Consider the following 20071-nt stretch of genomic DNA (forward strand, 5'->3'; position numbering starts at 1 on the left):
CGAACCCGGAATCTCGAGATTCCCCGGTGCGCAATTGCGCACCTGAGGTTCGCGCTGTTGCGCGCCCCGGAATGGCCAAGTGGTGAGAATCAATGCATCCCGCAAGCCAGCTTCAGCCGAGATCGTGCAACGCTGCCTCGACCACCTTGCGCTGCTCGGCCGTGAGCGGCGCCTGCGGCGGCACCGGGTCGCCGACGTCGTAGCCCTGGATCGCAAGCCCGACCTTGATGCAGGCCGCGAGGTTGAAGCGGGCGAAGGCCTCGTTGATGCGCCAGAGCTTGCGCTGTAGCGCCATCGCCTCGTCCCAGCGGGCGCGGCGGCAGAGATTGTAGAGCTCGACGCTCTGCCGCGGGATGATGCAGGCCGGGCCCGCCATCCAGCCCTGGCCGCCGATCAGCATCACCGCGGCCGGAATATGGGCGGAGGCCGAGAACACTTTCAGGCTGTCGCCGCAGCGGTTCATAATCGACAGCAGCCGGCCGGTGTTGGTCGAGGCGTCCTTGATGTAGCCGATCCGCGGATGCTCCGCGAGGCGCGCGATGACGTCGAGCGTGAGGTCGGAGCGCTGGAAATTCGGATTGGTGTAGATCACGACCGGAATGTCGACCGCATCGGCGATGGCGCGGAAATAGGCTTCCACCTGCGCGTCGCCGACCGGGAAATACGCCTCCATGATCGCGAGAATGCCGGCAGCACCCCGCTTCCGATAGACCTTGGCCTGCGCCACCGCATCCGCCGTCGAGGTCGAGGCGACGCCGGCCACCACAGGCACGCGTCCCTGCGCGGCCTCGATCGTGGTCGCCACCACCTGCATGCGCTGCGCATTGTTGAGATAGGCGAACTCGCCGGTCGAGCCGAGCGGCGTCAGCCCATGGACGCCGGCCTTGATCAAATCGTCGCAGAGCCGGCCCAGCACCTCGGTGCGGACATGGCCTGCGGGGTCGACCGGGGACACCAGATAGGGAAAGACGCCGTAAAAATCAGCCATTTGCGAGCCTCGTTGACGGCGAGACATAGTCGGGATCGTGCGCAAAGGGAAGCGGCTCGCCGCTGCGCAGAGCGCCGAGCACCGCTGCAAAATCGGCCTTCGCGCGGAAGCCGAGCAGCCGCTCGGCCTTGGTGGAATCGTAGATCCGGCCGATCGATCGCGGCAGGTGCCAGCCGCGCTGCGCGAACAGCGCCGGCGCATCGGGGAAAGTGCGCGCGATCACGCAGGCCGCGCCCGTCTTCAGGTCAGCGACATCGTTGCGCGCAAACGGCGTCGGCGCGCTGATCACGAACACCTCGCAGCCGCGGATCCGCTCCAGCGCCACGACATGGGCGTCGGCGGCATCCTCGACGGTGAGGCGGCGGTAGAGCAGCTCGGTCGCCTTCAGGTTCTCACCATGGATATCGCGGATGGTGTCGTCGTCCTCGGGGAAGAAGCGGCTGGTGCGCAGCACCGCGCAGTTCAGCCCATGCTCGCGGCTGTACAGTCGGCATAGCCCCTCGGCGGCGAGTTTTGTAACTCCGTAGATGTTGCGTGGCTCGAGTGGCCCCGAGGTTTCGTCGAGCCAAACCGCCGCATGGCCCTCATCGTCGCGGATCGCCCGCGAGATCATCAGCGACGTCGTCGAGGTGAAGACGAAACGGTCATGGCCGGCGGCGGCTGCCGCCTGCAGCAGATTGAGCGTGCCTGATACGTTGACGTCGACAAAGGCCTGCGGCGGGAACCGCGCGATGTCGGGCTTGTGCAGCGCGCCGCCATGAATTACGGCCTCGATATTGTGATCAGCGAACACACGATCGACCACCGATCGGTCGGCCACCGAGCCGACCACATCGGTCGCCGCGCCCGGGACGACATCGAGGCCGACCACGTCATGGCCGGCCTCTCGCAGCCGCGGCGCAAGGAAACGGCCGAGCCAACCGGAGGAGCCGGTCAACAATACGCGCATGAATTCCGCCCGGCCCCGCGCCTTCAGAACACCTTGGCGATCGCAGCCTGCGCGTCGCCCTGGATCTGCTTCAGGTGATCCGGCCCGCGGAAGCTTTCGGCGTAGATCTTGTAGACATCCTCGGTGCCGGAGGGGCGCGCGGCAAACCAGCCGGCCTCGCTCTCGACCTTGATACCGCCGAACGGCTGATCGTTGCCCGGCGCCTTGGTCCTGACCGCGCGCACGGGATCGCCGGCGAGCTGCGTCATGTTGAGCTGCTCCGGCCCGAGAGCCTTCAGCGCGTTCTTTTGCTTCGGCGTCGCCGCGACGTCGATGCGCTCGTAATAGGGCACGCCGAGCTCGGCGGTCAGCTCCTTGAACAGTTCGCTGGGATCGCGGCCGGTTTTGGCGATGATCTCCGCCGCCAGCAGGCCGAGGATGATGCCGTCCTTGTCCGTGGTCCAGGCCGAACCGTCGCGCTTGAGGAACGAGGCGCCCGCGCTTTCCTCGCCGGCAAAGCCGAAGCCGCCGCTGCCGAGCCCGTCGACGAACCATTTGAAGCCGACCGGCGTCTCCACCAGCTTGCGGTTCAGCTTCTTCGCCACGCGATCGATGATCGAGCTCGACACGATGGTCTTGCCGATCGCGGCGTCCTTGCTCCACTGCGGCCGGTGCGCGAACAGATAGGCGATCGCGGTGGCAAGGAAGTGGTTCGGGTTCATCAGCCCGTTCGAGCGCGTCACGATGCCGTGGCGGTCGGCGTCGGTGTCGTTGGCAAAGGCGACGTCGAACCGGTCGCGCATCCCGATCAGGCTCGCCATCGCGTAAGGCGACGAGCAGTCCATCCGGATCTTGCCGTCCCAATCCGCGGTCATGAATCGGAAGGTCGCATCGACGGCCTCGTTGACGACGGTGGCGTTGATGCCGTAGCGCGCGATGATCGGCTGCCAGTAATGCACCGCCGCGCCGCCGAGCGGATCGATGCCGATCTTGACGCCGGCAGATTTGATCAGCGCGAGATCGACGGTGTTGCCGAGATCGGCGACATAGGGCGTGATATAGTCGTGCAGATGCGTGGTCGCTGCCTTACGCGCGCGATCGAACGGCATCCGCGCGACGCCCTTGAGACCGGCCTCGATGTAACGGTTGGCGTTTTTCTCGACCACGGCGGTGACGTCGGTATCGGCCGGGCCGCCATGCGGCGGATTGTATTTGTAGCCGCCGTCCTCCGGCGGGTTGTGTGACGGGGTGATGACGACGCCGTCGGCAAGGCCCGTGCTGCGTCCCTTGTTGTAACTCAGGATCGCATGCGAGATCACCGGCGTCGGAGTGTAGCCGCCCTGCGCGTCGATCATGATCTCGACGCCGTTGGCGGCGAACACTTCCACCGCGCTCGCCAGCGCCGGCTCGGCCAGCGCGTGGGTATCGATACCGATGAACAGCGGTCCGGTGAGCCCCTTCTCGCGCCGGTAATCGCAGATCGCCTGCGTGGTGGCGAGGATGTGGTCCTCGTTGAAGGAATTCTTCAGCGACGAGCCGCGATGACCCGAGGTGCCGAACGCAACCCGCTGCGCGGGATCACTGGCGTCGGGCTTGCCTGCAAAATAGGCCGTGACCAGCCGCGGCACATTGGCGAGTGAGGCGGGATCGATGGGTTTGCCGGCGGCGGGATTTGGTTCAGTCACGTGACCTCTCAGATCTGGTATCGCCGATCAATCAGCACAGGAGTGATGCACTGGCGTGCTACCATGATGGCTTACGTTCAATCAAGCCGAGCGCTTTTCGTTCCTTGCGAAACGCAGCAATGCGCTACGACACGTCGATCTGCTGCACCTTCTCGCGCAATTCGTCGACCAGCACGCGCTTGTTCTCGGTGTAGTCGATCGGCACCACGACGAGATGCACGCTGCCGCCGGAGAAGGCCCGCTCCAGGGTCGGGACGATCGCTTCCGTGCTCTCGATCCGCGAACCCTTGGCGCCGTAGCTCTCGGCATATTTGACGAAATCCGGATTGCCGAAGGTCAGGCCGAAATCCGGGAAGTTGTCGACCGCCTGCTTCCAGCGGATCATGCCGTAGGCGGAGTCCTCCAGGATCAGGATCACGAGATTGAGCTTGAGGCGGACCGCGGTCTCCATCTCCTGCGAATTCATCATGAAGCCGCCGTCGCCACAGACCGCGAGCACCCGGGTCTTCGGATAGAGCATCGCCGCCATCATCGCCGACGGCAGGCCGGCGCCCATGGTGGCCAGCGCGTTGTCGAGCAACAGCGAGTTCGCAAGCAGCGTGCGGTAGTTGCGCGCGAACCAGATCTTGTACATGCCGTTGTCGAGCGCGACGATGCCGTCCTCGGGGATGACCTGCCGCACATCGTGCACGATGCGCTGCGGCGTCGGCGGCCAGCGGCCCTCGGTGGCGCGATCGGTGATCTTCGCCAAAATGCTCTCGCGCAGGCTGAGCAGCGCACTGGCCTGCGGCAGCTTTCCTTCGACCCGGTCGGCCAAGAGCTCGAGGCTCGGACCGACATCGCCGATCACCTCGCATTGCGGGAAGTAGACCTGCTCGACATTCGCCGCGGTATAGCTGACATGGATCACCTGCGGTCCCTTCGGGCCCATGATGAAGGGCGGCTTCTCGATCGTGTCGTGACCGATCGCGATGATGAGGTCGGCGCGATCGATCGCCTCATGCACATAGTCGCGCTCGCTCAGCGCGGCCGTCCCCATGTATTGATTGGTGCCGCCCGACACCGTGCCCTTGCCCATCTGCGTGGTGAAGAACGGGATTTTCGTCCGCCGCACGAAGTCGCCGATCCCTGCGGTAGAGCGCGGACGCGATGCCGCCGCGCCGAGCATGATCAGCGGACGCTGCGCCTTCAGGATCATCTCGGCGGCGCGGTCAAGCGCGGCGGCGTGCGCGATCGGAATCTCGATCGGATGCTGCGAGATCATGTCGACCGGCGCGGTCTCCTCGCGAGCGATGTCCTCCGGCAGTTCGAGCAGCACAGGTCCTGGCCGTTCCTGCGTCGCGATCCGGAAGGCGTCGCGGACCAGGGTCGGAATGGTGGCGCCGCTGACGATCTGCAGCGACAGCTTGGTCAGCGGGCGGAACGTGTTGACAATATCGACGATCTGGAACTTGGCCTGCCGGCTGCTCAAGATGCCCTTCTGTCCGGTGAGCATCACCATCGGCATCGCGCCGAGCAGCGCGTAGGCCGCGCCGGTGGTCAAATTGAGCGCGCCGGGGCCGAGCGTCGTCATGCACACGCCGGGCTTGCCGGTCAGCCGGCCATAGGTCGCCGCCATGAAGGCCGCCGCCTGCTCATGGCGCGTCACGATCAGCTTGATCGAGGATTTGCGCAGGCTCTCGACGACGTCGAGATTCTCCTCGCCGGGGACGCCGAACACCCGTTCCACGCCCTCATTCTCGAGGGCCGCGACCAGCAAATCGGAACCTTTGACCATGTCAGCCTCGCATCGTTGATTGCATGCCGCCGATAGAGCATAGCCGCATCGCGCGCCGCCGGAAACTCCCTCACCAGCTCACGGCTTGTGCGCCCTGATCCAGGCGGCGGCGGCGGGTAGCACGCGCGTGGTCAGATCGGCCGAGATCGCGATTGCCTGCAGGGATCTCGCCACCATCACCCGTCCGCCGCTGGTCGACTGCGACGGGGCGAACGCGGCGAGCTCCGCCGCGTGGGCCTGATCGGTAAAATTGGTCATGAAGTTCGGCACGAACTGGTCGCGGAAGTTCGGCCCCTGCCTTGCCAGCAGCGTGTCGAAATTGGTCTGGACGAAGTCCCAGGCCAGCTGCGGCTGCTCGCCTGCCGATGCGACCGTGCTGATCATCCCGGTCACGATCGTGTCGGGCAACTCGCTGGTCAGCGTCAACGCCAGTGTCGCGCGCGCCAGTTCGGCATCGCGGGCACTGGCCGCAGCGAAATAATAGCGCAGCCGCTCATTGGTTGCCGTGCTGTTGCGCGCGAGCGCCAGCAGCTTGTCATAGGTCGCCCGATCGGCGGTGATGCCGACGACATGGGTGACGGCATCGCGCAGCGTGGTCGGAAGCGAGCTGGGATCATCAAGGAACGCCGCAAAGCGCCGCTGCGCCTCAGTCACAACAGCGGCGTCGCCGAGGTCGCCAAGCGTCGAGATCAGGCTCGCGCGCAACAACGCAGTGTCGTCGTCAGCTGAGCCGCCGCCATCCCATCCGGTCCGCTCGAACACCGGGCGCAGTTTGGCGCGGGCATAGGCCTGGATCACCGGGCGCTCGGCGCGATCGCGCGACAGACGATTGAGCGCGGCAAATGTCGAGATCACCTGATCCCACACGGCGCGATGATCGCCGGCATCGAGTGCATCGAGCAGCGCGAGATAGGATGCCGGCTCGGCGCGGCCGGCCTGCACCAGCGCCCAGCTGTCGGTGACGACATTGAGCCGGTCATCAACTTGCATTTGCGGGAATGCGTTCAGCAACGCCGCACGGTTCTTCGGGCCATACTCGACCCTGTAGTATCCGATGTCGCCGAGATTGACCTTGATCGCATCGCCACACGCGCCTGCCGGGATTTCGGCGCTGCCCTGCAGCAGGATCTCGTCAAACGGCTTGCCGCGCGCCGGTCCGACCCCAACCGGAATCTGCCAGCTGCGGGCCGGCAGCGCCGCCGCGTCGGCTGGCGCGATCGCGAAGCGGTCCTGTCGCAAGGTCAGGTGCTGCGCGGCGCCATCACAGGAGGTCTCGGCCACCACCAGCGGCACCCCGTCCTGCTCGGTGAAGGAGGCGGCGATGCCGGTGATGGTCTTGCCGCCGGACTGCTCGAGCGCCTGCCAGAGATCAGCGGTGGTGGAATTGCTGTAGGCATGCGCGGCCATGTATTTTCGGATGCCGTCGCGGAACGCCGCTTCGCCGAGATAGGTCTCGAGCATGCGGATCAGCGCCTGCCCCTTGTTGTAGGTGATGGCGTCGAACGCCGTGACCGCTTCGCTGTGATCGGCGATCGGCTGCTGCACCGGATGCGAGATGCGGCGCGCATCGAGCGCCATCGCGAACTGCTTCGCGCCGTAGCCGTTCAGCCAGCTCTGCCATTGCGGATAGAACTGCTGCGAGGCCTTGGTCGCCATCCAGCTGGCAAAGCCTTCGTTGAGCCAGAGATTGTCCCACCACGCCATGGTGACGAGATCGCCGAACCACATATGCGCCATCTCGTGCGCGATGATGGCGAAGATGCCGCGCCGTGCGGTCTGCGCAGAGGTCGCGGGGTCGAACAGCAGCCGGCTCTCGAAGAAGGTGATGCCGCCCCAGTTCTCCATCGCGCCGCCGAACCCGCCGGGAACGGCGATCAGGTCGAGCTTCGGCAGCGGATATTTGACGCCGAAATAGTCGTTGTAATAGGCGAGCAGCTTCACCGCGCTGTCGAGCGCGAACCGGCCCTGCCCGCTCTTGCCCTCCGTCGTCACCACACCGATGGTGACGCCGCCGGCATCCGCCGTAACGCGCTCGAGCTCACCGATCGTGAGCACGAACAGGTAGCTCGACATCCTCGGCGTGGGCGCGAACGCGACCTTCTTGAGATCGCCGGCGGCCGCCGCCTCGCTTGCGACGGGCATGTTGCCGACCGCGAGCAGATTGCGCGGGATCACGACGGTCAGTGCAAAGCTCGCCTTGAACGACGGCTCGTCCCAGCACGGAAAGATCCGCCGGGCATCGGCCGGCTCGAGCTTGCTCGAGATCAGCCGCTTGATCCCGGCCTTGGTTGGATAATCGACCGAGAACAGACCGGTGCCGAATTTGTTGATCTGCGCCGTGAAGGCGATGCGCAGCTTGTGGCGGCCGGCTGCGAGCGGCTGGGCGAAGGTCAGCGTCGCCGTCTGCGCCGTGGCGTCAGTCGCGACCTCCGCGCGCTGCGCACCGTCATCGATCGTAACCTCGGCGAATGTCGTGTTGATCGCATTCAGCGTCACCTGCGCAACCGGCGCGCGCACCTCGATGTCGACGGTCTCGACGCCGGGTAAGGCGAGGCTGGTGAAATCCGGCGTCAGCTCGATCGCGTAGTTCAACGGGACGACCGTCTTCGGCAACTTCCCGGGTGTGCTGTCGAACGAGAATGTCTGCTCGGCCTGTGCGCCGGCGGCCATTGCCAGCAGCAAGCCGATCGCCGTGGCAAGACGACGCAGCAGCGCCGTTTGGACGTGGGTTGCAGGCTTGTTCATCGCGCGCGGCTCACGATATCTCGGAAATTTCGGGGTGGCATTGCGGAAGGACCTGACGGGCAATCTAGAGCAGAAAGTGTCGCCACAGAACTGACAACTCCGCGACATTGACATCACAACGGTTCGCATCGATTGGTGCGCGATCGCTTCGGCCAACCTTGTTGCTCATCGGCGGGGTGGAAGGTTAACTTGAGGCTGGCATTCCAGCCGCAGCGACCGGCGACGGGAGATAATCATGTTCGGTCAATTCTCGCGCCGGCAGTTTGCGGGCCTTGCAGGCCTCTCGGCGCTCGGCCTGTCGGCGCCTGCCGAGGCCGCAAACCGCGCTCCGCGGCCGAATGGCACCAGCTTTCCGGCGGGCTTCGTCTGGGGCACCGCGACCTCGTCCTATCAGGTCGAAGGCGCGGTCAACGAGGGCGGCCGCGGCCCGTCGATCTGGGACACATTCACCCACACGTCGGGCAAGATCGAGGACGGCTCGACCGGCGACCGCGCCAATGATCATTATCACCGCTACAAGGAGGACGTCCGCCTCATCAAGGAGCTCGGCGCCCGGGCCTATCGCTTCTCGATCGCCTGGCCACGGGTGTTTCCCGACGGCACCGGCGCGCCGAACCCGAAGGGCCTCGACTTCTACAACCGCCTGGTCGACGAGTTGCTCGCCAACGGCATCGAGCCCTACGCCACCCTTTATCACTGGGACCTGCCGCAGGCGCTGCAGGACCGGGTCGGCGGCTGGCGCTCGCGCGACACGTCGATGGCCTTTGGCGACTACGCCGGCTATGTGGCGCAGCGTTTGACCGACCGGGTGAAGAACATCTTCACCCTCAACGAGGTCGGGCGTTTCCTGCCATTCGGCTATGCTCTCGGCGTCGACGCGCCGGGGCTGAAGCTGCCGCCGGCCGAGGTGAACCAGGCGCGCCACAACGTTGCGCTCGCGCACGGCCTCGCGGTGCAGGCGATCCGCGCCAAGGGGCGCGCCGGCACGCGGGTCGGTCCCGCCGAGAACATTACCGCCTGCGTGCCCGCGATCAACACGCCGGAGAACATCCGCGCCACCGAGATCGCGACGCGCGAGCTGAACGCGGGCTTCCTCGGCGCCATCCTCGAAGGCAAGTACACCGAGGCCTTTCTGCAATATGCCGGCGCGGATGCCCCCAAATTCACTGCGGAGGAATTGAAGATCATTTCGCAGCCCAATGATTTCGTCGGGCTGAACATCTACGCGCCGCACTGCTATGTCCTCGCCACCGACAGCGCCCCCGGCTGGAAGCCGCTGCCGATGCCAGCCTCGTTCCCGCATATGAGCTCGGATTGGCTGCGGATCGCGCCGGAGACGATCTACTGGGCGCCGCGGATTGCGGCCAAGCTGTGGAACATCAAGAGCATCTATATCAGCGAGAACGGCACCTCCGGCGAGGACAAGGTACAACCGGATGGGCAGATCTACGATCTCGACCGCATCATGTTCCTGCGCAACTACCTTGCCCAATTGCAGCGCGCGACCGCCGACGGCGTCCCGGTCCACGGCTATTTCCTTTGGAGCCTGATGGACAATTTCGAATGGATCTTTGGCTACGAGAAGCGCTTCGGCCTCTATCGGGTGGATTTCGAGACCCAGGCGCGCGTGCCGAAACTGAGCGCCGCATTCTACCGCGACGTGATCGCGCGCAACGCGATCGGGGTGTGACACGCCCTAGCCGGATTGCGGCCGCGCGCCGGACCACGCGCGTCTGAGAAGGTCGCTGATACCGCGCTCCTCGATCGGCCGCGGATTCCAGTAGGGATTTTTGGTCGCGAGCGCGGCCGCCTTCGCGATGCCGTCCTCGGGCATGCCGATCTCGGCGAGCGAGCGCGGTGCGCCGAGCCTGGCCGACAGATCGAACAGGCCATCGGCGGCGTCAGCGCTGCCAAGCGCCCGCGCGGCACGGCCGATCGCCTCACGCGCGGCCGGCGTGTTGTAGGCGATTGTGTGCGGCAGCAGCACCGCCTGGGTTTCGGCATGCGGCAGGTCGAACAGCGCACCGACGGTGTGGCAGAGCTTGTGGTGCAGCGCCATGCCGACGGTGCCGAGACACACCGCGCACAGCCACGCGCCATAGAGCGCATCGGAGCGCGCGTCGAGATCGCGCGGCTGCGCGATAACCTCTGGCAGCGATGACGCGAGCTTCGCGATCGCTTCCTCCGCCATCAGCGAGGTGATCGGGTTGCCGTCACGCGCATACAGCGCCTCGGCCGCATGCGCGACCGCGTTGAGGCCTGATATCGCGGAGAATTTGGCCGGCATCGAGACCGTCAGGTTGACGTCGTAGACCACGGCCTCGGGCAAGATCTTTGGCGACGATTGTGTGGTCTTGACGCTCGACGGTCTCGCCGAGCACCGGCGTCATCTCGGAGCCGGCATAGCTGGTCGGCAGGATCAGTTGCGGCAGATCGGTGCGCAGCGCAATCGCCTTGCTCAAGCCGGTCGCAGCACCCGCGCCGATCGCGACGACGCCGTCGGGCTTCAAATCGCGCACCACCTGCATCGCCTGGTCGGTCACCGCGACCGGAGTGTGCACGACAGCGCCATCGAACACGCCAGCCACGCGGCCGCCGGTCAATGCGGCGAGATCGCCGAGCTCGGCCTGCTGCCGCCGGCTCGCCAGCACCAGCGCGCTGCTGATGCCGAGCCGTCCGAGTTCGTCTGCCAGCGCGGCGACCGTGCCGATCCCGAACACGACCCGCATCGGGCTGACCTGATAGGTGAAAGATTGTGGCATCGTGACTTCCGAACCCTGCGTCAGTTCCGGCGCCAGTCGCGCGGCGTGCAGCCGAAGCGATGCCTGAAGCGACGGGTGAAATGCGACAGATCGGAGAAACCCCAGTCGAACGCGATGTCGCCGATCGCGCGTCCGGCGATCGCGGGCTCCTTCAGGTCGCGCGCGGCGCCGTCGAGGCGGCGGTCCATCAGATAGCTGGCGAACGTGGTGCCGGCGCGCTCGAACAGCTTGTGGACATAACGTTCGCTGATGCCGATCCCGGCCGCAATGGCGGCAACGCCGAGCCCGGGCTCGCGCAGCCTGCGGTCCACGGCGCGGCGCAGCGCAAGCCAGGTCGCATCGGCAAGACCGGCGGTCTCGGCAACCCCGGCGCGGCCGCTGCGCGACAGGCTGAGCGCGACCAGATCGAGCAGCACGCCGAACAGCCGCGCGTTGTCCGCATCCGATGCGCGGAGCGCCGAGGTGTTGAGGACCTGCGCGGTCTCGGCGATCAGGTGGCCGACGAACGGATCGTCGGAGACCCGCGCCGGTGCAACCTCCGGCGCCGACGGCAGCCGTTCGTCCAGCGCCTCGGCCGGCACTCAGAACGAGGCGACCTGCAGCGCGGGGCCGCGGTCGTGCAGCAGCGAGAACCGCTGGCCGCTGTCGAAGATTCCGACCTGGCCCGGCGACAGGCTGATCTCGCGCCCGGCCTGCTGGATCCGGCAGCGGCCGGCGAGCTTGAGATTGAGGTAGTAGCAGCGCCGGCTCGACGCCGCGATGTCGGCCGCCGAGCGCCGCACGACATGCTCGGGGAAGCTGACCCGGTTGACCGCGCCGTCGCCGAGCGCAACGGTCTCGACGCGGGCAAGGAAGCCCGGCGTCGCCGGAGGTTCCGGCGTCAGGTTCATGAAGGCCTGGCAGATTGCCTCGCGATAATAGGCGAACTGCTCGCCCGGCCTGGTGTCCGCGGTATTCCAGCTCAGCCTGCGCGAGCGATCCGCGGCGGCGATTTGCTGCATCAGTTCACTCCGAGCCCAATCCGGTTCGGTTACAGCCAAGCGCGATCCGTAGGCCCGGGTCAATATCCATCAGGAACTGCTTGAACTCGGCGCGTATCCCGGGCCGTCCCGGACGCCGCAATCGATCTAACCAAACCACGCAGGGAGGTACAACATGTCGACCTATGTTCTCGTCCATGGCGCCTGGCATACCGGCGCCGAGTTTGAGCCGGTTGCGGCTGCGATCCGCAGGGACGGCCATGTCGTCCACACCCCGACCATCAGGGGTAACCGCTCCGGCGACAGGAAGGATAGCGGCCTCCCCGAGGCGATCCAGTCGATCGTGGACTACCTCGCCGAGCATGACCTGAAGGACATCGTGCTGGTCGGCCACAGCTATGGCGGCATGGTCATCACCGGCGTTGCCGACGCCGCGGGGGATCGCATCCGCCGGCTGGTCTACTGGAACGCCTTCGTGCCCAACAATGGCGAATGCCTCAACGACATGGTGCCGTCGCACTATCGCGGCCTGTTCGATGCCATTTACGCCGAGCGCGGCGACGGATCGGTGGTGCTGCCGTTCCCGATCTGGCGCGAAGCCTTCATCAACGACGCCGACCTCGAAACGGCGCAACGCGCCTATGACAAGCTCAACCCGCATCCCCTGAAGACCTTCCAGGACAAGATCGCGCTGAAGACCAATCCGGCCGAGATGCCAATCGCGAAATCCTACGTCAACTGCACCGAGGATACGGCGATGCCTCATAGCCTGCCGTGGCACCCGCGGCTGTCGGAGAAGCTCGGGCTGTTCCGCCTGGTCCAGGTGCCCGGCAGCCACGAGCTGTGCTTCTCCAACCCCGAGCGCCTCGCGCAAGCCTTCCTCGACGCGGGCCGCGACTGAACCACATCGGCACTACGCGACCGCCTTGTACTCCGGCGCGGTCGCCAGGAACCGCGCATAGGCGTCCGCGTCCGGCGGCGTGAATTTTTCGACGAGCGGGTTGCGGCGCGACGCCTTGGTGCCGATGTCAGCCAACAGCTCGTCGAAATGCTTGAAGTGGTAGGGCGCGACGCAGAGCCCGCCATAGACGCCCGCCGCCGGCCGCTCGACGCGCTTGAAGTTCAGCATCATCGCGATGTTGTCGTGCATCTCGGCCGCGCTCGGCTGCTGCGCGAGCTGGCCGTCGGCATAGCGTACCAGCCAGTTCGCGGCGAGATCGGCGCACAGCACGGTGCAGAAGCTCGAATTGAAGCCGACAAATCCCATGTCGGGTAGATCGGGATTGGCAATCAGCCGATAGAGCCGGTACTGCCCATCAGGCTCGACCAGCTTCCTCTGATACTCCTCGGGAAGGAACGGCACACCGAGCTTGTAGCCGATCGCGAGCACCGCGATATCGGCAGCGACACGCTGGCCGCCGCTCATCACGATGGTCTTGCCGTCATAATGATCGAAAGTGCCGCGCACCGCCTTGATCCGGCCGTCGGCGACCATCGGATAGAAATCGGGGGTGGCGATTGGCACCGAGCAGTTGACGCCGTCCTCGATCCGCTCCTTCGGCACCATGTCGCATTGCTTGAGTTTGAGCTGCATCTTCAGCATGCTCTCGAGCCCGCGCCAGTTCGCCCAGACCAACGGCTTTGCAACGGCATGCGCGAGGCGCGCCATCGGGCCGATGCCCCAGCTCGCGAACATCTGCTCCTGCGCGCGGATGTAGAGGATGCGCTTGAAGTTGACGAGGCCGCCGACGAAATAGGGGATCCGCCAGACCGGCTCGCGAAACACGATCGTGACCTCGCTGGCGCCGGAATTGACCGCATTCACGGCGATGTCGGTCGCCGATTTCGAGCCGCCGAGCACGACGACCTTGCGTCCCTTGGCCAGCGCCGGATCGCTGTATTGCGACGAATGCAGGATCTGGCCGCCCTGCGCCTTGAAGCCGTCCTCGCCGGGAAGCGGCAGCGTCTGCGGCTCGTTGAACTGCCCGGTGCAGACCGCAACGAAGTCGAAATCCTCTTGGCCGGTGGCGCCGTCGGTCGAGCGCAGTTCGAGCGTCCAGCCCGGTCTGCCGTCGGCGCGGCGCTTCATGGTCTCGACGCTGGTGTCGAACCGCATCGCGCCGTCGAGCCCATGGCTGCGCGCATAGTCACGCAAGTATGCATGGACCTGCGGGCCCTTCGGCCATTCCGGATAGGCCTCCGGCATCGCCTTGTCGGTGTAACGATAGAGATCCTTCGGGCTTTGGGTCTGCACGTCGGGATAGGACCGCGCCGGCTCCCAGACCCCGCCGAGATCGCCGCTGCGCTCGATGATGGTCACCTTGTGGCCGCGGCCTGCAAAGGCCTTTCCCGCAGCGAGCCCGGAAATGCCGGCGCCGATCACGCACACATGCTTCTGCTTGACCATGAAACCGCTCCGAATTGAATAAACAGGTCCAATTTCCTCAAGGCGCACGTCTCTCCGTCATCGCCGGAGCCAGCTCCGGCGATTGCCGCCTTGCGCGCGTATGTCTGTTCGGTCGTCGTCCTAGTCGTTGGCTTCCGGCGGCAGAAAGTCCACCTCGTGCTGGGCGGAGATGCGCACCGCTTCGGCGGGATCCTGCAGATTGTGCAGCTTGTCGAACAGCGCCTCGAGCTTTTGCATCGGCGACACCCAGAACAGCGCCCGCGCCGGCTTGTCGGACTTGTTGAAATAGCCGTGCGGAATGCCGCGCGGCATGCGCACGAGGTCGCCGGCCTTGGCCTGCACCCAGACGCCGTCGAGCTTGAGGTCGAGCACGCCCTCCTGCACCAGGATGAACTCGTCCTGGGTCGGGTGGACGTGCACCGGCACGAACTGGCCGGGATCGCTGTTGGTCTCGAACGCGAAGGTCGAGTCGGTGACCGCCTTCGGATAGTAGACCTGGCCCAAAATATTCCAGGTCTTGCCGCCGTAGCCGGTGCCGGTTCGGGTAATGCCTTTCTCGAGCGTGCCCATGTCAGCCTCTCCAGTTTTGATGCGTCTTGCGGACACGGAGCCTGTCGCCAGCCGGAAGGGCTGTCTAGCCGATAAACGAATCTCGACCCGACACGATCATGCTGCAATGCGGGAACCCTGAGCAGGACGCCTGCCCAATGCCGCCGCATCGGCCTGCGCGCCGATCGGGCAGATTGCGCGACGAAACGTCGTTCCCCTTTGCCGGCGGATGCACTAGGCTGCATGATGTTTTAGACCTCAAACAACTCCGGACGGCCGGCGTGACAGCGACGGGCAACGAGGTTTCGGCACGGGCAAGTTCGACAAGGACGAGGCTCACTGACTTCGCGCGCGTCGCAACGGCGCGCGTCGACGATGCGGCCGAAGCGATCGGCCGCATCTTCTGCCCGCACGAGCTGACGCCGGTCGATCACTCCGAGCGCGATTTCTCCGCACACCATAATTGCGCAGGCTTCGACGGGTTTTCGGTCAACTATGTCGCCTATGGCGGATCGGTCGCGATCAATCCCGGCTGCCTCGACCGCTTCTTCCTGTTGCAGATGCCGCTGTCGGGCTCGGCCTCGATCCGCACCGCCGCGCGCGAGCTCACCACGGGGCCGCAACGCTGCGCCTCTCTGTTGTCGCCGACCATTCCGACCGAGATGACCTGGCGCGGCGACTGCGCCCAGCTCATCGTGCTGCTCGACCGCAAGCAGGTCGAGCATCGCGCCGCGGCGCTTGGCGGCGTCGCGGTCCGGCCGGTCGAGTTCGATCCCGCCGTCGAATTGACCGGGCCGCTTGGGCAGATGCTCTCGGCCAGGATCGAGCAACTCGTCACGCTCGCCGAGCAGCTCGGGCCGCGCAAAACCTTGTCCGCGATCGCGGCCGCCGATTGGCGCGAGTCGTTTCTCAATGTCCTGCTCAACGAGCAGCGGCACAGCCTGAGTTCTGCGATCGATGTCTTCAACGGCCGCACCGAGGCCCAGCCGGCGGCGTTGAAGCGCGTGCGGGCCTATCTGGAGACGTGCGCGACCGAACCGCTTGACCTCGCCGAGCTCGCGGAGATCGCCGGCACCGGCATCCGCGCGCTGCAACTCGGCTTCCGCCGCCACTTCGGCACCACCGTGTCCGAGATGCTGCTCGACATCCGCCTCGCCCATCTCAACGCCCGGCTCAAGACGGCGCGGCCGGGCGAACGCATCGTCGATATTGCATTCGACCTCGGCTTTACCCATCTGAGCCGGATGGCGAGCGCCTACCGCGCCAAGTTCGGCGAGACCCCGAAGGCGACCCTGCAGCGGCTGAGCTGAGCGGCGGTTCCGAACGATGTGGCCGGGCCCTGCCCATCCGGCCAGTATCGCGGCCGGCCGCGAAATCCCAGATTGAGGGAAGCCAACGGAGTTTCCCATGACCGAACCGACCACCCTCGCCTCGCTGTCGTCAGCCCTTTCGGAGACCATTGCGCGCGCTGCGCCCGCGGTCGTCTCCGTGCATTCGCATCGCGCGCGCGCATCCGGCTTTGTCTGGAAGGCAGGCCTTGTCGTCACCGCCGACGAAGCCCTTGCTGACGAGGGTGAGGTCGAAATCCAGTTCGCCGACGGCAGCCGCAGGCCGGCAACCGTCACTGGGCGCGACCACACCACCGACGTCGCGCTGCTGCGCGTCGGCGGCGATGTCGCGCCGATCAAGCTCTCCACAGAGATCCCCGCGCTGGGATCGCTCGCGGTGATCGTCGCCGCCGACCGCGGCGCGCCGTCCGCGCGGCTCGGCATGGTCTCATTATCAGGCGCGCCCTGGCGCAGCCTGCGCGGCGGCGAGATCGACGCGCGGATCGAGCTCGACGTCCGGCTGCGGTACAGCCAGCAGGGCGGACTTGCACTGAATGCCGCGGGCGAGCCGTTCGGCATGGCCGTGCTCGGCCCGCGCCGCGTGCTGACGATACCGGCCGCGACCATCGAGCGGGTCGCGACGCAGCTGGAGAAAAGCGGCCGCATCGCGCGCGGATATCTCGGCGTCGGGCTGCAGCCGGTCCGTCTCGACGAGGGCCTCGGCGCGATGGTGATGAATGTCGACAAGGTCGGGCCCTCGGCCGCCGCCGGCATCCGCCAGGGCGATGTGATCGTTGCAGTAAACGGTGAGAAACTGTCGGGCGTGCGGGCGCTGTCGCGCGGTCTCGGACCGCAAAGCGTGGGCACCGTGGTTGAGCTCACCGTGCACCGCGGCGGCGAGCCGCTGAACGTCAAGGTCACGGTCGGCGAGAGGCCCGAGACGTGAGCAGTGAGCCGGCCTCCGACATCGTCATCGCGCTCGAGATCGACGATCCCGTGCTGGCCGACCGGCTGGCGACGCTGCTCGGCAGCGTTGCCGGCCTGCGGTTGGCCGCGCCCGGCGAGCAGGCAACGGCTGCGATCGTCGCCCGCAATCGCGAGGCCGCAGGCGCCGGCGACTTCGAGCTGACGCCGCGCGAACTCGACGTGCTGGCGCTGCTGGCCGAAGGCGCATCCAACAAGATGATCGCGCAGCGGCTCGGAATTTCGGTCCACACCGCCAAGTTTCATGTCGGCTCCCTGCTCGACAAGCTCGACGCGACCGGCCGCACCGACGCCGTCGCCCATGCCGCGCGGCGCGGGGTGATCAATTTGTGAAGGGTGGGATTACGTTTGTGATCACGTTGAGCAGAGATCTCTCCACCCGTCGTCCCGGCGAAGGCCGGGACCCATAACCACAGGATTGGGTTGGTGAGGAAAGCTGTGGCCCCAGCGTCGCGCAACAGTCATCTTCGGTGGTTATGGGTCCCGGCCCCCGTGCGCAATTGCGCACTAGGCCGGGACGACACTGAATTTGTTGCGCCACTTTTGAGTCACACATCCGCATTCTCGCGACATGATTTGTCCGAGCTTTGCATCTCGTTCCGCCCTCTCCTCAAGCAGAGGGCGCAGGGAAAGCCGAGTGCCGATCGCACCCATGGGCCCCGAGCAATGGTAGAAAGCTCGGGGGTAGGACCACAGGTGTAACCGGAAACAACCCGGCTTTCCCTGCGCGATGGCTTACGGCTTATACGTGCTCTCCCCGGCGAGACTGGGCTTGTTTGTCACCGCCTTCGCAAAAGCGCTCGCGCGCTTTGCGAGAGGACACCTGCCACTAGGGCGTCAGGCCTGCACGACTTCACCGTCCGCTTGACGTGCTTTCGTCTCTCGCACGCTCCGCGTCCACCGCATCTCACCGCATCTCACCGCAACACCCGTGACGATGCGCAGCGCCCCTCGATCGGGTGAGACGGGCAGACCATACACCAAGTTTCCATTCCGATAAACCGAAATATTTTTCACGCAGCCACTGGACAACGACCCCAACTCAGTGATTGCGGAAAATTCCGTGATGCGGACGCTTAGACCAATTGCGTAAGTAGTCGTCCGGATACAGACGCCTTCGCGATCTGGCTATGCAGGCTCAGCTCACAAAAAGAAACGGCATGAAGAAGCTGATCTATCGTCATCGGGACATTGAATACACGCTCATCAACATCGAACCTGACACCTGGAGTTGGTCGTTCGACATCAACGGCAAGACCAAGCGAGGCACCACGCGCGCGCGGCTCGACCTGCTGGCGCAGCGCCGGGTCTGCACGCTGATTGATCGTGAATTGAGAAGCGCAGAGCGGACGAAGCCGAGAGAGCCTGGCTAAGCCGCTACCATTGTCAGTCAGCGCACGCTGAAGCCTTCGCGGCGTCCACTCACGACAATGCGATGACGGAAGCAGCAATCTCGAGCCGCGGCCCGGCATATCGCCGGTCGTCCGGCCCGCCCTCGCCGCAGCCGACGCTCCAGACCGCGGGCCAGGAAAAGCGCTCGAGCCCCGTCGCCGATATCGCCGTGCACGACGTCCAGCGCGTGTCGCCGCTGCGTCGCCACAGCACGCCGCCCGGTCCCATATCGGGGTAGAAGGCAACATCGAGCGCGAAATCGGCGTCCGCGCCGAGTTCGGGACCGATCCAGTAATGAGGACTGCGCACCTGCTCTCGTCCCAGGATCAAGGTCAGCGTCTGTTTCGGCCCGCGCAATCCGAGCCAGAGCGGCGCGATCATCCCGGGTGCGGGCGTGCAGAGCAGCGTTTGTGGCGCGGCGGCGGCCGCGGCGGTGCGGCCCGACAATTTCAGGGCGATGGCCGTCGCGGGCGGCGCGGCTCCGGATAACGGCGCAGGGCTCGCCCCGCGCGGCAGTGGCGACCACGACGCCTGATCGAATGACGGCAGCGGCCATGCGAGCCGCTCACGCACGACGCCTTCGGTGTCCAGCACCTGATAGCGAAGGCCGCTCTGATCGAGCGCAGCCTGCACGCAATGCAGATACTCGACGCCTTCGGGCATCCGGTGCGCGGTGCCCGCCCCCGCCGTGCAGAGCTGCAGCACGCCGCGATGCACCTGAACGTCGAAGGCGAGGATGTGGCTGCACAGATAGGCGGTCACATCGGCGCGCACCAGGATATCCCAGAAGCGCGCGCTGTATTCATGGCCGATCTCGCGCTGATAGGCGCCGCTGTAACCATTGATGGGGAATACCGGATGATGGCCCAGCACCAGCTTGTGCCTGGCATCCCCGTGCTGGGCGAGGACCGCCTCGAGCCAGTCGGTCTCGACATGCCCCTCGCCACCGAGCCCGCTCCACAGCGTGTGGACGAACACCATCAGAAGATCGTCGCGGCGAACCCAGTAGGACAGGCCCTCCTGACCGGACGGGCCGTTGTGCGGCAGCTTCAGCACCTCGCGAAACACCGCCTCGCTCATCGCGTCATAGGTGGTGTGGTTGCCGGTGGTGTGCCACATCGGCACCTCACGCCGGTCGAGCCAGCTCATCTCGGTGTCGAGCCAATGCCGCCATTGTGCGCGCAGCGCGCCGGCGTCCGCCGTGAGGCCGATGATCTCGTCGCCGGGAAAGAGGATGAATTCGGGCCGCGGATGCAGCCGGCGAACCACATCATTCACCGAGGCAAAGGTGCGTTCATGCAGCGCGCCTGCGACCCCCGAGCAGGAATCGGCATAGAGCACGAACTGGTGGCCCGAATGTCTCGGCAACAGAGCCGGAATGGAATCGTTCATCGTCGGACCACGTCCTTGCGAGGCATATCATAGATGAAGGCAGGCTGATCGCTCAAGGCAGACATTCGCTTGCGAAAGGTTGCAGCGGATTGCTGGAATCGTGTGCCGCTCCCACGACATCAAAATGCGTCTGCGCACACCAAGTCGTGACGCT

The 20071-nt window shown here is 65.8% G+C and carries 14 protein-coding genes and 2 pseudogenes; 6 read left to right on the forward strand and 10 right to left on the reverse strand.

Annotation, left to right across the window (positions count from 1 at the left end; translation table 11 throughout):
• Positions 1-112 precede the first annotated feature (112 nt).
• The 5 genes from K359_RS0116540 to K359_RS0116560 form a co-directional block, all read right to left on the reverse strand.
• Positions 113-988: a dihydrodipicolinate synthase family protein gene (locus K359_RS0116540; protein ID WP_029080342.1), complete on the reverse strand. Its 876-nt coding sequence runs from the start codon at positions 986-988 to the stop codon at positions 113-115.
• A complete protein-coding gene (locus K359_RS0116545) occupies positions 981-1937 on the reverse strand; it encodes an NAD(P)-dependent oxidoreductase (protein WP_029080343.1) in 957 nt (318 codons plus the stop codon). Before K359_RS0116545 ends, K359_RS0116540 begins: the two co-directional genes overlap by 8 nt.
• Positions 1938-1960: 23 nt before the next feature.
• Positions 1961-3601 carry a phosphoglucomutase (alpha-D-glucose-1,6-bisphosphate-dependent) gene (pgm, locus tag K359_RS0116550; protein ID WP_029080344.1) on the reverse strand — a complete coding sequence of 547 codons (1641 nt, stop codon included), beginning with the start codon at positions 3599-3601 and terminating at the stop codon, positions 1961-1963.
• A 124-nt stretch (positions 3602-3725) separates the two neighbouring features.
• On the reverse strand, positions 3726-5378 hold the full coding sequence (locus K359_RS0116555) for an acetolactate synthase large subunit (protein WP_029080345.1): 1653 nt from the start codon (positions 5376-5378) through the stop codon (positions 3726-3728).
• 78 nt (positions 5379-5456) lie between these two features.
• Positions 5457-8123, reverse strand: a complete 2667-nt coding sequence (locus K359_RS0116560) for a M1 family metallopeptidase (protein WP_029080346.1) — start codon at positions 8121-8123, stop codon at positions 5457-5459.
• A 235-nt stretch (positions 8124-8358) separates the two neighbouring features.
• Between K359_RS0116560 and K359_RS0116565 the strand changes: the two genes are divergently transcribed.
• A complete protein-coding gene (locus tag K359_RS0116565; RefSeq protein WP_029080347.1) occupies positions 8359-9813 on the forward strand; it encodes a GH1 family beta-glucosidase in 1455 nt (484 codons plus the stop codon).
• A gap of 6 nt (positions 9814-9819) precedes the next feature.
• On the opposite strand, the pseudogene K359_RS52175 reads toward K359_RS0116565, so the two are convergent.
• Both K359_RS52175 and K359_RS52180 read right to left on the reverse strand, forming a co-directional pair.
• Positions 9820-10885, reverse strand: a pseudogene (locus K359_RS52175) (maleylacetate reductase).
• A gap of 20 nt (positions 10886-10905) precedes the next feature.
• Positions 10906-11886, reverse strand: a pseudogene (locus tag K359_RS52180) (helix-turn-helix domain-containing protein).
• Between the two features lie 154 nt (positions 11887-12040).
• Here K359_RS52180 and K359_RS0116580 point away from each other — a divergent pair.
• Positions 12041-12766 (forward strand): alpha/beta hydrolase, encoded by a 726-nt coding sequence (locus K359_RS0116580; protein ID WP_029080348.1) that lies wholly within the window; start codon positions 12041-12043, stop codon positions 12764-12766.
• Between the two features lie 12 nt (positions 12767-12778).
• Here the strand turns inward: K359_RS0116580 and K359_RS0116585 are convergent, their stop codons facing one another.
• Both K359_RS0116585 and K359_RS0116590 read right to left on the reverse strand, forming a co-directional pair.
• Entirely contained in the window at positions 12779-14272 is a 1494-nt protein-coding gene (locus K359_RS0116585) for an NAD(P)/FAD-dependent oxidoreductase (RefSeq protein ID WP_029080349.1), read from the reverse strand.
• A 120-nt stretch (positions 14273-14392) separates the two neighbouring features.
• The gene (locus K359_RS0116590) at positions 14393-14842 is read right to left on the reverse strand and encodes a cupin domain-containing protein (protein ID WP_029080350.1); all 450 of its coding nucleotides are present in this window, start codon (positions 14840-14842) and stop codon (positions 14393-14395) included.
• A 260-nt stretch (positions 14843-15102) separates the two neighbouring features.
• On the opposite strand from K359_RS0116590, the gene K359_RS0116595 reads away from it, so the two are divergent.
• From K359_RS0116595 to K359_RS0116610, 4 genes are all read left to right on the forward strand, one after another.
• Positions 15103-16131: an AraC family transcriptional regulator gene (locus K359_RS0116595; protein ID WP_029080351.1), complete on the forward strand. Its 1029-nt coding sequence runs from the start codon at positions 15103-15105 to the stop codon at positions 16129-16131.
• Between the two features lie 97 nt (positions 16132-16228).
• Positions 16229-17095, forward strand: coding sequence for a S1C family serine protease (locus K359_RS0116600; RefSeq protein ID WP_029080352.1), 867 nt, complete (start codon positions 16229-16231; stop codon positions 17093-17095).
• Positions 17092-17466, forward strand: a complete 375-nt coding sequence (locus K359_RS0116605; protein ID WP_029080353.1) for a response regulator transcription factor — start codon at positions 17092-17094, stop codon at positions 17464-17466. The genes K359_RS0116600 and K359_RS0116605 overlap by 4 nt, the downstream gene beginning before the upstream one ends.
• Before the next feature lie 827 nt (positions 17467-18293).
• Entirely contained in the window at positions 18294-18506 is a 213-nt protein-coding gene (locus tag K359_RS0116610; RefSeq protein WP_029080354.1) for a hypothetical protein, read from the forward strand.
• 49 nt (positions 18507-18555) lie between these two features.
• On the opposite strand, the gene K359_RS0116615 is transcribed toward K359_RS0116610, so the two are convergent.
• Complete coding sequence (locus K359_RS0116615) at positions 18556-19917, reverse strand: metallophosphoesterase (protein WP_029080355.1); 1362 nt, start codon at positions 19915-19917, stop codon at positions 18556-18558.
• Positions 19918-20071 lie beyond the last annotated feature (154 nt).

The sequence above is a fragment of the Bradyrhizobium sp. th-b2 genome (genome assembly GCF_000426785.1).
Classification (GTDB): domain Bacteria; phylum Pseudomonadota; class Alphaproteobacteria; order Rhizobiales; family Xanthobacteraceae; genus Bradyrhizobium; species Bradyrhizobium septentrionale.

Bases quoted from the DNA above. Each gene is read 5' to 3' on its own strand.
- K359_RS0116590 (WP_029080350.1), bottom strand. From the start codon at position 14,842: ATGGGCACGCTCGAGAAAGGCATTACCCGAACCGGCACCGGCTACGGC.
- K359_RS0116600 (WP_029080352.1), top strand. From the start codon at position 16,229: ATGACCGAACCGACCACCCTCGCCTCGCTGTCGTCAGCCCTTTCGGAG.
- K359_RS0116585 (WP_029080349.1), bottom strand. From the start codon at position 14,272: ATGGTCAAGCAGAAGCATGTGTGCGTGATCGGCGCCGGCATTTCCGGG.
- K359_RS0116565 (WP_029080347.1), top strand. From the start codon at position 8,359: ATGTTCGGTCAATTCTCGCGCCGGCAGTTTGCGGGCCTTGCAGGCCTC.
- K359_RS0116555 (WP_029080345.1), bottom strand. From the start codon at position 5,378: ATGGTCAAAGGTTCCGATTTGCTGGTCGCGGCCCTCGAGAATGAGGGC.
- K359_RS0116580 (WP_029080348.1), top strand. From the start codon at position 12,041: ATGTCGACCTATGTTCTCGTCCATGGCGCCTGGCATACCGGCGCCGAG.
- K359_RS0116560 (WP_029080346.1), bottom strand. From the start codon at position 8,123: ATGAACAAGCCTGCAACCCACGTCCAAACGGCGCTGCTGCGTCGTCTT.
- K359_RS0116540 (WP_029080342.1), bottom strand. From the start codon at position 988: ATGGCTGATTTTTACGGCGTCTTTCCCTATCTGGTGTCCCCGGTCGAC.
- K359_RS0116545 (WP_029080343.1), bottom strand. From the start codon at position 1,937: ATGCGCGTATTGTTGACCGGCTCCTCCGGTTGGCTCGGCCGTTTCCTT.
- K359_RS0116610 (WP_029080354.1), top strand. From the start codon at position 18,294: ATGAAGAAGCTGATCTATCGTCATCGGGACATTGAATACACGCTCATC.
- K359_RS0116615 (WP_029080355.1), bottom strand. From the start codon at position 19,917: ATGAACGATTCCATTCCGGCTCTGTTGCCGAGACATTCGGGCCACCAG.